The sequence below is a fragment of the Streptomyces sp. TRM70350 genome, from assembly GCF_019219825.1.
Lineage (GTDB): Bacteria > Actinomycetota > Actinomycetes > Streptomycetales > Streptomycetaceae > Streptomyces.
The window spans coordinates 344444-356427 of sequence record NZ_JAHUXH010000004.1 but is presented as its reverse complement, the minus strand read 5'-3'; the positions used below and the strand labels follow the sequence as shown (position 1 = coordinate 356427).

Genomic DNA, 11984 nt, shown 5'->3' with positions numbered 1-11984 from the left:
ATCTCGCGCCGTCGCACTCAGACCTGGGCGCAGTCCCGCCCGTTCAGTGTGAAGTCGTACGCCGGTGAGTTCTTGCCGCGCCAGGAGGCGAGGAAGCCGAAGGCGAGGCTGCCGTCGGCGGGGACGGTCCTGTTGTAGTCGGCGGCGGAGGCGGTGACGCGGGAGCCGTTCTGGGTGAAGCTCGCGTCCCACATCTGGCCGACCCGCTGGCCGTCCCGGAAGGTCCAGGCGACGCGCCAGTTGTCGAGGGCGTGCTCGGTGGTGACGGTGACGGCGGCCTGGAAGCCGTCGGGCCACTGGCCGACGAGGTCGTACGTGACGTGGCAGGTCGGCTGCTCACTCGCTCCGGGCGTCGGCCTGGTCTCCGCCGAGCTGGTGGACGAGCCCTGGGGTTCCGGGTCGGTGCCCTCGTGGTCGGACGGCGAGGCGGAGGGCGCCTCCTTGTCCGACGGCTTCGGGGAGTTCGGGGAGATCCGGGAGGGGGACGCCGGCTCGGAGGGGGAGCGGGTGGCGACCGGCGGGGAGGGGCGGGGGTCGGCCACCGGCTGGCGGTCGGTGGTGTCGGCGGGTGCCGCGACGTCGTCGCCGGTGCTGCCCTGGGGCAACAGGGTGACGGCCAAGGCCAGCAGGGAGACGAGGACGGCGGCGACAAGGAGGCCGTTGCGCAGCACACGCGCCTTGTCGGCGCCGGTCCCGGCCGCCTCGTCGTCCGGGTCGTCGGGGCGGCCGGCGCCGAGCCGTACCTCGGCGGCGCGGCGGCGGCGCTCCAGGTAGGCGAGGCCGCCCCAGCCGATGACGCCGCCGGCGAGGGCGCCGGGCAGGCCGCCGCCGTGCAGCCGCAGGCAGGCCGCGGCCTCCGCGCACTGCACACAGCGGGCGAGATGCCGGGAGAGGTCGTCGGGGGTGTCGGCGACCGGTGAGCGGGTGACGGCGTCGAGCAGGCGGGCGTAACTGCGGCACTGCGGGTCCATCGGCGTGTCGAGATGGTTGCGCAGGCAGCGGTCCCGGAACAGGCCGCGCACTTCGGTGAGTTCGTCGGCGACACCGGCCGGGTCGAGGCCGAGACGGCGGGCGACCACGGGGAGCGGCAGGGCCTCCACCTCGGCGAGCCACAGCAGTTCGGCGTCGGGTCCCTGCATGTCGCGCAGGGCGCGCAGGGCGAGGGGGCGGCGCAGTGGGGGGCCGGTGTAGCGGGCGGCGTTGTCGGAGTTGAGCCACAGGCGCAGTTCGGGGTCGAGCCGGTGGCCGTGGCCCTGCGTCTCCCAGTCGGCCGCTCTGGTGCGTACGGCGGTCAGGAGGAGGGGTATCCGGGGCAGTCGGGGCGGGCGGCGGCCGGGGTTCCGGAGCGGTTCGGACTCGGCGCTGCGGGCCTCGCGTATACCGTGTGCGAACGCCTCCCGGGCGAGCTGGGTCGCGGCCGCGGATCCGGCCGTGCACAGGTCGGCGTACGACAGCACCGTGTCCCAGCACTCGGAGAACAGCGCCGCCTCGGTGGCGTCCTGGGGGGTCGGCAGGTCGGGCATGAGTCTCCTGCATCGGGCGAGGTCAACTCACCGTAGGGACAAGGGGAGTTGTGGGGAACCTCGGGGCAGGGCAAGAGCCTTTCACGGTTCCGACACAACTGACAAGCCGAGTATTCAATCTGCGGGGTCATCGGGGGGCGGGGCGACGGTCCGGGGCGGTCAGCGGCAGTTGGGGGGCGGGTTGGTGGCCGACGGCGGCCGGGACGGCGCGAACGAGGCGACCGGAAACGGGTCGGCGCCCGACTGGCGAGCACAGCGAGGCGAACCCGGACGGCCCGAACCAGGCGACCGGGGGCGTGTCGGGTGGGGCCGACGGCGGGCGGGGCGAGCGCGGCGGGGCGGTCGGCAGCGAGGTGTACGTCGGCGGCGGTGGCTGCACCTGGCGGCGCTCCTCGTACGGCGTCACCAGCCACGAGCCGGGGAGCCGGTCGGGACGGCCCGCGCCGAGGTGCAGGTCGGCGGCGCGTGGCGCTCACGTACGACGCCACCACCCCCAGCCGGGACGCCGGTCGCGGCGGCCACCCCCAGGTCCACACCCGCGGCACGCGGCGCTCCACATACGACACCACCACCCCCAGCCGGGACGCCGGTCGCGGCGGCCACCCCCAGGTCCACACCCGCGGCACGCGGCGCTCCACATACGACACCACCACCCCCAGCCGGAGCACCGGACAAGGCGGCCACCCCCAGGTCCACACCCGCGGCACGCGGCGCTCCACATACGACACCACCACCCCCAGCCGGAGCACCGGACAAGGCGGCCACGCCCACGTCTACGCCCGCAGCGCGTGGCGCTCCGCGTACGGCGTCACCGTCGAGTGCGAGGGTGCGCGTCGAGTAGCCCGCGACCCGCGCCGCCGCGGCCGAGTCCAGGCCGTCGCAGCCGACGAGGCGAGGGCCCACCGAACGTGCACCCGAGGATGTGGCGGGCCACGGCGTACAGCCACGCACCTTGTCGAACCGGCGCCAGGCGACCAGGAACGTCTCGGCCGCCACGTCCGGTCTCCGCGTCGTGGGCGCGGCGCCGGGCGAAGGGCAGCCCCTGCCCCTAGTGCGCCGCGAGCACGGTGGATCACGCCCGTTCGTACGAACCCTGCGGCTCCTGCGCCTCCTCCCGTGCGGGCAGGCTGTCCATGAAGGAGCTGACGGAGAAGACCGCGTGGCCGGGGCCGGGGGGGCCGTAGCCGGGCGGGGAGGTGAGGCCGAAGTCGTCCATGGTGGCGCGGTAGGCCTGAAGCAGGCGGATGTGGTACTCCAGCGGCGCACCCTGCGGGTTGGCCTTGCCGAGCGGGGTGGTCGGCTCCGGGCACCACGTGGTGAAGCGGGGCGTGATGCCGTGCGACATGAAGAAGCGCAGGCCCTCGGTGGTCGAGGCGATGGCCTCGTCGACCGTGGTGAAACCGAACGGCTCGGCCATTTCCACGCCCGCCACGAAGTTGGGGATGACGTTGCGCGCGCCGAAGACCTCCGCCGAGTCGAGGATGCGCTTGTGCCACTCGTCCCGGCCGACGTACCGCTCCTTGCCCGGGCAGTACAGCTCGAACAGCCGCCGGTCCCACACCTCGTAGTTCGGGTGGTAGATCTGCACGCCGTAGTCCTTGAACCGCTGGACGTCGTCGCGCGGCAGCGCCTGGGCCACCACCTTGCCGATCCAGCGGCCCGGGAACCGCTCCTCGATGGCCTTGGCGTAGTGGCCGTAGAAGTCGGCTTCGTCGCGCCCGGCGACGGTCTTGGTGATGGCCCCGCCGGTGAGCGTGTAGGCGGTGGACGCCTTGGCGGTGTCGTACCGGTTGATGATGTCCAGGGCCTCCAGGACCTCCTCGACGTCCTTCACCCCGGTGTACGGCCGCCCGGCCGCCTTGTGCTGGCGCCAGTTGTGATTGATGTCGCAGTACTGGCACTCCTCCTTGGCGCCGAAGTACTGGCACACCCGGAAAACGGTCAGGTAGATCAGGTACCCCCACTGAATCGTCGGGGCCACCTCCATCACCGACTTCCCGTTGGACAGCGTGTGCCGGTAGTACTCCGGCATCGGCGGCACCCCCACGTCGGCGATCCGCCTGCCGTCGAGGTACAGCCCGAGCTGCCCCTCCTCGTCCGCGGCGACGCGGTACGGCGAGGCCGGGTTGACCCGCACCGACACGACGGTCCGGCGCAGGTCGTACGGCCCTCCGGTGAGGATGATCTCCTCCGGCGGCCGGCGCAGCGCCGCCTCGCCCAGCTCGGGCAGGGTGCCGTGGTCGAAGGAGAAGATGAAGTACGACTTCGGCTTGACCTCACCACCCTCGTTGTCGCTCAGCGCGGACGGGTCGAAGGCGACACCGCCCCGGAGCAGGTCCTCTTTGAAGACGGCCTCCCGCGGCACCTGCGGGAAGCGCTCCATCAGATCCTCGACGAGCGCGGTGCGGCTGCCCATCTTCGTGTTCCTCCCTGCGACGGCGTGCTGCGATGTTCCACTCCTCACGGTATGCCCACTGCCGCCGCAGCCGTGCAGCCGGGTCCGGCAGGCATGCCAGAAACGGGGTGAAACAGACATAACGCCTCGTTCTTGCAGGTCCCGGGCCCTTGTCGACCGCGGGTGCTTTGCTGGACCCGACATGGACAACTTTCGGCGGGGAGGGGCGACCGCATGACCGGTACCGTGACCAACTGGGCGGGGAACATCACGTACGCCGCCAAGGAACTGCACCGCCCCTCCACCCTCGGCGCGCTGTGCTCGCTCGTCGCGGGCAGCGCGCGGGTGCGGGTGCTGGGCAGTGGGCACTCGTTCAACGAGATCGCCGAACCAGGGCCCGAGGGCCTGCTGCTCTCCCTGGACGCCCTGCCGCCCGAGATCGACGTCGACACGACGGCCCGTACGGTACGGGTCTCCGGCGGCGTCCGCTATGCCGAACTCGCCCGCCGGGTCCACGCACACGGCCTCGCCCTGGCCAACATGGCGTCCCTGCCGCACATTTCGGTCGCCGGATCGGTGGCGACCGGCACCCACGGCTCGGGGGTCGGCAACGCGCCCCTCGCCGCCGCGGTGCGCGAGGTCGAGCTGGTCACCGGCGACGGCACGACCGTCACCCTCGCCCGCGGCGAGGAGCGCTTCGGCGGCACGGTCACCTCGCTGGGCGCGCTCGGCGTCGTCACCGCTCTCACCCTCGATCTGGAGCCGGCGTTCGAGGTCGAGCAGCACCTGTTCACGGAACTGCCCCTGAGCGGGCTCGACTTCGAGACGGTCATGGCGGCGGCCTACAGCGTCAGCCTGTTCACCGACTGGCGCGAGACCGGTTTCCGGCAGGTGTGGGTCAAGCGCCGTACCGACCAGCCGATGCCCGGCTTCCCCTGGGCCGCGCCCGCGACGCAGGCACTGCACCCGGTGCCGGGGATGCCCGCGGCCAACTGCACCGAGCAGTTCGGCGTCCCCGGGCCATGGCACGAGCGACTGCCGCACTTCCGCGCGGAGTTCACGCCGAGCAGCGGTGCGGAGTTGCAGTCGGAGTACCTGATGCCGCGGTCGTACGCCGTCGACGTTCTGCACGCCCTCGACACCATCCGTACGGTCATGGCGCCGGTCGTGCAGACCTGCGAGGTGCGCACGGTGGCCGCCGACGCGCAGTGGCTGAGCCCCGCGTACGGGCGGGACAGCATGGCGGTGCACTTCACCTGGGTCGAGGACATGGCGGCGGTGCTGCCGGTGGTGCGACGGGTGGAGGAGGCGCTGGACGCGTTCGACGCGCGGCCGCACTGGGGAAAGGTGTTCGCGATGCCGGGGGCGGTGCTGCGGAAGCGGTTCCCCAGGCTGGCGGACTTCCGGCGGCTGGCGGAGGAGCTGGATCCGGCGGGGAAGTTCAGCAACGCGTTCGTGCGGGGCGTCTTGGAGGACTGAGCCTGCGCCGCCCGGGGCGACCGGCCCGGACGGCCACCGCCCAGACTTTCTACAGCCCCTTTCCTAACCCCTTGTCGAAAGGAACCGCAGCCCATAGCCTTGCGCCGCGCCGGTGCCGAGGTCGTCCCGGCCGGCTGAAGGGATGGGGGCAACTCGATGAAGCGCGGCACATCACGTGACATCCGCACCGCGAACCGCTACGAGGTGCTGCGCCAGATCATCGCCGAGTCTCCCACGTCCCGGCAGGAGCTGGCGGCCGCGACCGGTCTGAGCCTCGCCACCGTCGCCACGCTGGTCGGCGAGCTGCTCGACCTCGGCATGATCACCGAGGTCGGTTTCGAGGACTCGGCGGGCGGCCGCCCGCGCGGGCTCGTGGCCGTCAACGCGTCCGGCGGCGCGCTGATCGGCGTCGACATCGCGGAGACGTACGTCCATGTCGAGCTGTTCGACCTCGCGCTGAACGTGCTCGCCCGCGCCGACGAGGACATGCGCCCCGGTGAGAGCCGCCCGGAGCAGGTGGTCGGCCATGTCGCCGCCGCGGTCGGCTCGGTGGTCGCGCAGGCCGGGGTCGAGGGCGCGCGCGTGCTCGGCGTCGGGGTGAGCGTGCCGGGGCAGGTGGACCGGGACACGGGCCTCTCCGAGTACGCGCCCAACTGGGACTGGCACGACGTACCCCTGCTCGACCTGCTCTCCGAGCACATCGCCTACCCCCTCCACCTGGACAATCCGTTGCGCGCCTGCGCGGTGGCCGAGCTGTGGTTCGGCGCGGCGCGGGGGCGTGGCGACGCGGTGGTGGTCAACCTGGGGACCGGGGTGGGTGCCGGGCTGGTCCTGGGCGGCGGTCTGCATCGCGGTGTCAGCAACAGCGCCGGCGAGTGGGGTCACACCACCCTCGTCCTGGACGGGCGGCTGTGCCACTGCGGCAACCACGGCTGCGTGGAAACCTACGTGGGCGCTCCCGGAATCATGCAGCACCTGCGGGAGCTGAGCCCCGGCAGTCCGCTGCTCCACCCCGAGGACCAGACGGCCACCATCGACGCCCTCGCCCGCGCGGTCACCGCGCACGACCCGGTGGCCCTCAAGGTCGTCAGGGACACCGCCCGTTACCTCGCCGCCGGGATCGCCGACCTGGTCAATCTCCTCAATCCCGAAGTGGTCGTCCTCAGCAGCTGGGTCGCCGCCACGCTCGGCGACCCCCTTCTCACCGAAGTGCGCGAAGCCGTTTCCCGGCACGCGCTGCGGCGGCCCCTGGCCGCCACCGAGATCGTCCTCTCCCCGATTCCCACGGACCCGGTCTCCCTCGGCGCGGCGACGTTCGCGCTCGAAGAGGCCCTGCAGTCCGTGGGCGCCCCAAGGAAAGCAGCACGACGCGTCACCACCCCCGCAAGGAGCCGTACCGCACCACCTTCATGACGACGGAAGGGATGCACGTTGCGCACCAACAGATCGATCCTCACGACAGCCGCGGCCGCACTGGCTGTCGCCGGAGCCCTGATATCCGCACCCCCCGCGACCGCCGCCGACTCCCCACCCGCCGAGGTCTCCCCGCACGCCGCCCAGCGCATCGACAACATCGGCGCGTCCGGCGCCTGGTGGGTCAACGACCTGAAGAACTTCGACCCCAGGGTCCAGGCCCGGGTCGCCAAGCTGCTGTTCTCCTCGGACGGCCTCGACCTCAGCGCCTACCGCTACAACATCGGCGGTGGCGGCACCGGCGTGACCTACGCTCCCCGCGCGCCGGAGGACTTCCTGAACGACGACGGCACCTACGACTGGAGCAAGGACAAGGCGGGCCGGACGTTCCTGTACTACGCCGCCAAGTACGGCGTCGAGGACCTGATCGGCTTCGTCAACAGCGCGCCCGCCCGGTGGAAGACCAACGGCAAGAGCTGCGGCGGCCACCTGAAGACGGAGCACGAGAAGGACTTCGCGAAGTACATCGCGGACGTCACCGACCACTTCGCCGAGCGGGGCGTCAGGCTCGACTACATCAGCCCCTTCAACGAGCCGACGAACAGCTTCGACTCCTGCGGCCAGGAGGGCATGCTCGTCGACGTGCCGCAGCGCGACGACATCGTGCGGGCGCTGGGCGAGGAGCAGCAGGCCCGCAAGCAGCGGACCGGCATCATCGCCGACGAGTCGACCAGCACGGTGAAGTTCAACGACGAGGTCCCCCGCTGGATCTCGGAGCCGGGCACGGCCCAGTACGTCGACAAGCTGGCCCACCACACCTACGACAACCCGTCCGACGCCAACCGCGCGAAGGTCTACGAGACGGCGAAGTCGGTCGGCAAGACGGCCTGGTCGACGGAGATCTGCTGCTTCGGCAAGGGCGGTACGGGCTGGGCGCAGGAGTACGACCCGACCATCGACGGCGGCCTGAACCTGTCGAGGATCGTCCACAAGGACTTCGCGACCGCGCACGACTCCGCGTTCCACTGGTGGGTCGCCCTGTCGGAGATGATCGGCACCGACCCGTACGCGAAGAACGACTCGGGCTGGAACGACGGCCTGATCTACTACGACCCGAACTACGCCACGAACGGCAACCAGACCCTGTACTTCACCAAGCGCTACTACGCGCTCGGCCAGTACAGCAAGTTCGTCAAGCCGGGCGCGGTCATGCACAACGTGACCGGCACGCCGGACGGCGTCGAGGTCAGCGCCTACGACCAGAAGGGCAAGTGGGTGGTCGTGGTCAACAACCACAACGCCACCGACACGGCGCTGAACCTGCGCTTCAACAGCGACAAGCCAATCCGGGCCACCAAGGCGGTCCGTACGTCGGCGACCGAGGACTGGGCGAAGGTGGCCAAGCCGTCGGTCCGCAAGGGAACGGTCTCCGCGACGCTCCCGGCCCGCTCCATCACGACGTACGTCTTCGGCCAGAAGGGCCACGGCAGTTCGGCCGTCACCGGTGCCTGGCAGGGCAAGCAGTCGGGCAAGTGCCTGACGGCGGACGCGTCCGGGGCCGCGATCGCCACCTGCACGGACGGCGCCGAGCAGTCGTGGTCGTACGACGCCAGGGGCGCGCTGAAGGGCGCCGACGGCTATCTCACGGCGGGGAGTTCGGGCCTGACGGCCACAGCCGAGTTCACCGGTGACGTCACCCAGCGCTGGCTGCTCAACAGCAACGGGCAGATCGTGAGCGAGGCGTCCGGGAAGTGCCTGGACGTCAGCGGTCAGGCGACCGCCGACGGCAGCAAGGTGATCCTCTACAGCTGCACCGGCGGGGCCAACCAGGCCTGGTTCCGGCGGTAGTTCACCCTTCGGACGGTTCGGCGGGCCGCCGCTTCGGTGGCCCGCCGCTTCGTCACGTTCGGCATCTCGAACGTGACGCAACGTTTCGAACAGGCTTCGTTCGACCCCTTGCCGAAGCCTTAGCCGAAGGTTAACGTCCGGCACCGCAAAGCTGTTTGAGCATCCGAGCCGCAAGCCGTACAAGAGACAAGGACGTCACCATGTCGGCATTCAGCAACAGCAACTGGGACCGCCGATCCGTTCTGCGGGCCGCCATGGGCCTGGCCGCCGCCGGCGGGCTGGCTGCCTGCGGGAGCAACAACGGGCGGGGCGGCGGCGCTTCGGGCGACGGCCTCGTGCAGTACTTCCACGCGTACGGCGAGGCCGGGACCGAACAGGCCATCAAGAGGTACGCCGCCGCCTACGACAAGGCCGAGGTGACCACCCAGTGGATCACCGGGTCGAACTTCGAGAGCAAGCTCTTCGCCAGCCTGCTCACCGACAACGCGCCCGACCTGTTCGAGTTCCACCCGCAGATCCAGCTCGTCAAGAGCGGTCAGGTACTGGATCTGACCGACATCGTGGAACCGGTCAAGGACGACTTCAACCAGGCCGACATCCAGTCGCACACGGTGGACGGCAAGATATACGGCGTCCGCATGATCGACGACCCGCAGTTCTTCTTCTACCGCCCCTCGCTCTTCGAGAAGGCCGGCGTCGAGGTGCCGCAGACCCTCGACGAACTGATCGAGATCGCCGCCAAGCTCACCACGGACAAGGTCAAGGGCGTGTACCTCGGCAACACGCTGCAGGCGGTGATCCGCCCGATGATCTGGGCGGCCGGCGCCGACACCCTCGACGAGAACAACCGGATCGCCTACCACACGGACGGGGTCGTCGAGGGCCTGAAGAAGATGCGCAAGCTGTTCACCAGCGGCGACCTGCTCCTCGACGCCCCGGCCGACTACTGGGACCCGTCCGCCCTCAACCAGGGCCTCACCGCGATCCAGTTCTGCGGCATGTGGGCGATGCCGGCGATGCAGCAGACGCTCGGCGACGACCTCGGGATCTTCCCGTTCCCCAAGGTCAACGACGCCGGGAAGCCCTCGGTCTACAACGGCGGCTGGTCGATGTTCGTCAACGCCCAGAGCGACAAGGCCGACGAGGCCAAGGAGTACGTGAAGTGGCTGTGGATCGACCAGAAGGAGTACCAGGAGGACTGGGCCCTGTCCTACGGCTTCCACATCCCGCCACGCACGTCGATCGCCGAGAGCGCCGACAAGCTGAAGTCGGGGCTGCCGGCGGAGGGTGTCAAGCTCTTCACCGACTACGGGCACTTCGACAACATCGGCTGGACCCAGGCCATGATCAAGGCGACGGAGGACGTGTTCGCCGACTGTGTGCGCAAGGACGGTGACCCGGAGGCCGCGCTCGACAAGTGCGACAAGGCCGTCAACACCGAGCTGAAGAATCTCTTCGGATAGGCCGCCGGACGGACCGCGACATGTCGACGACCACCACGCGCGACCTCGCGCGCCCCGCCCCGGCCAAGTCCTCCGGGGCAGGGCCGCGGCGGGGGCTGCGGGGCAACAGCACCTTCAACTTCTGGCTCTTCACCGGGCCGTTCCTCATCGGCCTGCTGATCTTCGTCTACGTCCCCATCGGCTGGAGCATCTGGCTCAGCTTCTTCGACGCGCGCTTCACCGTCACGCCGAACGAGTTCATCGGTTTCGACAACTACCGGCAGATGCTGGGGAACGGCAACTTCACCGGCTCCCTCGTCACCTTCACCGTCTTCGCCGCGATCATTGTGCCCACCACCTGGGCGCTCTCGCTGGGCCTGGCCCTGATGGTGAACCGGTTGCGCTTCATGCGGGCGTTCTTCCGGTCGGTGTTCTTCCTGCCGACCGCGTGCAGCTACGTCGCCGCCTCCCTGATCTGGAAGATGTCCATCTTCAACGGGGTGCGCTTCGGCCTGGCGAACACCGTCCTCGGCTGGTTCGGCGTGGAGAACATCGCCTGGCTCGCCAACCCCGACCCGCCGTGGTACTGGCTGGTCATCGTCACGGCACGGCTGTGGCTGCAGTCCGGCTTCTACATGATCCTCTTCCTGGCCGCGCTGCAGAACATCCCGGACGAGCTGTACGAGGCCGCCGCCATCGACGGTGCCAAGCCGGGCTGGCAGACCTTCCGGTACATCACGCTGCCGCAGCTGCGGGCCACGTCGACGGCCGTGATCCTGCTGCTGCTCATCGCGGCGTATCAAGCCTTCGACGAGTTCTTCAACCTCCTGCAGAAGACCACGTGGGGTCGGCCGCCGCTGGTCGAGCTGTACTACACCGCTCTCGGCGACAACCAGAACTACGGCGCGGGCAGTGCGGGCGCGGTGATCCTGACCCTGCTGATCTGCGTGGTGACCCTGTTCCAGGGCAAGATCATGGGTTTCGGAAGGGGTGACGAGTCCAAGTGACCTCCAACGCGGTCAAGGCGAGCAGCACCGTACGCGGCGCGCGCCGCGGTGGCGTCATGAGCTCCACCGGCCTGTACATCGCCACCGGCGTCGCCGCCCTCCTCTTCCTGATCCCGTTCTACGTCCTGCTCCGCAACGCCCTGTCCACCGACCCGGAGATCACCGGAGAGGACTGGAAGCTCTTCCCCACGGACATCCAGTGGGGCAACGTCACCGAGCCGTTCGACGACCCCACCGTCGACTTCGGCCGGGCGCTGTGGAACTCGGCGGTCGTCGGGGTCCTGCACACCGTCGGCATCCTCCTGGTGTGCTCGCTGGCGGGCTACGGCCTGGCCCGCATCCCGTACAAGCATGCGAACAAGGTTTTCTACGCCGTCCTGTTCACCCTGATGGTCCCCACCGCCGTCACCTTCGTGCCGAGTTTCGTGCTGGTCTCGTCACTCGGTTGGGTGGACAGCTACCGGGGTCTCATCATTCCGGGGCTGTTCAGTGGTTTCACCTGTTTCCTCTTCCGGCAGTACTTCCTGGGGTTCCCGAAGGAGCTGGAGGAGGCGGCACGCGTGGACGGGCTCGGCTACTGGGGTGCGTACTGGCGTGTCGTCGTGCCCAACTCGCTGAACTTCTTCGCGGCGATCGCGACGATCACGTTCATCAACGGCTGGAACGCGTTCCTGTGGCCGCTGGTCATCGGCCAGGACCCCAGCGCCTGGACCGTCCAGGTCGCGCTCTCCTCGTACATGACGAACCAGACCGTCAACTACCACCTGATCTTCATGGCCACCGCCCTTTCCATCCTGCCCCTGGTGTTCGTGTTCCTCTTCCTGCAGCGCTGGCTGGTGCAGGGGATCGCGCAGACCGGCATCAAGGGCTGACCTAG

The 11984-nt window shown here is 69.8% G+C and carries 8 protein-coding genes; 6 read left to right on the top strand and 2 right to left on the bottom strand.

Annotation, left to right across the window (positions count from 1 at the left end):
* Window positions 1–17: 17 nt before the first annotated feature.
* Window positions 18–1523 (bottom strand): cellulose-binding domain-containing protein, encoded by a 1506-nt coding sequence (locus KWI83_RS09530; protein WP_218513860.1) that lies wholly within the window; start codon window positions 1521–1523, stop codon window positions 18–20.
* A 1072-nt stretch (window positions 1524–2595) separates the two neighbouring features.
* Window positions 2596–3939 (bottom strand): radical SAM protein, encoded by a 1344-nt coding sequence (locus KWI83_RS09525; protein ID WP_218513859.1) that lies wholly within the window; start codon window positions 3937–3939, stop codon window positions 2596–2598.
* Window positions 3940–4152: 213 nt separating this feature from the next.
* Here KWI83_RS09525 and KWI83_RS09520 point away from each other — a divergent pair, with 213 nt between their 5' ends.
* The 6 genes from KWI83_RS09520 (at window position 4153) to KWI83_RS09495 (ending at window position 11979) form a co-directional block, all read left to right on the top strand.
* Entirely contained in the window at window positions 4153–5397 is a 1245-nt protein-coding gene (locus tag KWI83_RS09520) for a D-arabinono-1,4-lactone oxidase (protein WP_218513858.1), read from the top strand.
* 156 nt (window positions 5398–5553) lie between these two features.
* Window positions 5554–6810 carry an ROK family transcriptional regulator gene (locus KWI83_RS09515; RefSeq protein ID WP_218513857.1) on the top strand — a complete coding sequence of 419 codons (1257 nt, stop codon included), beginning with the start codon at window positions 5554–5556 and terminating at the stop codon, window positions 6808–6810.
* A gap of 18 nt (window positions 6811–6828) precedes the next feature.
* Entirely contained in the window at window positions 6829–8658 is a 1830-nt protein-coding gene (locus tag KWI83_RS09510) for a glycoside hydrolase (protein ID WP_218513856.1), read from the top strand.
* Window positions 8659–8858: 200 nt separating this feature from the next.
* Window positions 8859–10121, top strand: a complete 1263-nt coding sequence (locus tag KWI83_RS09505) for an ABC transporter substrate-binding protein (protein ID WP_218513855.1) — start codon at window positions 8859–8861, stop codon at window positions 10119–10121.
* Window positions 10122–10141: 20 nt separating this feature from the next.
* Window positions 10142–11107 (top strand): carbohydrate ABC transporter permease, encoded by a 966-nt coding sequence (locus KWI83_RS09500; protein ID WP_218513854.1) that lies wholly within the window; start codon window positions 10142–10144, stop codon window positions 11105–11107.
* A gap of 56 nt (window positions 11108–11163) precedes the next feature.
* A complete protein-coding gene (locus tag KWI83_RS09495) occupies window positions 11164–11979 on the top strand; it encodes a carbohydrate ABC transporter permease (protein ID WP_218513900.1) in 816 nt (271 codons plus the stop codon).
* The last annotated feature ends 5 nt before the right edge of the window (window positions 11980–11984 follow it).

Coding starts and splice junctions, on each gene's coding strand:
- KWI83_RS09500 (WP_218513854.1), top strand. CDS start 10,142: ATGTCGACGACCACCACGCGCGACCTCGCGCGCCCCGCCCCGGCCAAG.
- KWI83_RS09495 (WP_218513900.1), top strand. CDS start 11,164: ATGAGCTCCACCGGCCTGTACATCGCCACCGGCGTCGCCGCCCTCCTC.
- KWI83_RS09525 (WP_218513859.1), bottom strand. CDS start 3,939: ATGGGCAGCCGCACCGCGCTCGTCGAGGATCTGATGGAGCGCTTCCCG.
- KWI83_RS09530 (WP_218513860.1), bottom strand. CDS start 1,523: ATGCCCGACCTGCCGACCCCCCAGGACGCCACCGAGGCGGCGCTGTTC.
- KWI83_RS09515 (WP_218513857.1), top strand. CDS start 5,554: ATGAAGCGCGGCACATCACGTGACATCCGCACCGCGAACCGCTACGAG.
- KWI83_RS09505 (WP_218513855.1), top strand. CDS start 8,859: ATGTCGGCATTCAGCAACAGCAACTGGGACCGCCGATCCGTTCTGCGG.
- KWI83_RS09520 (WP_218513858.1), top strand. CDS start 4,153: ATGACCGGTACCGTGACCAACTGGGCGGGGAACATCACGTACGCCGCC.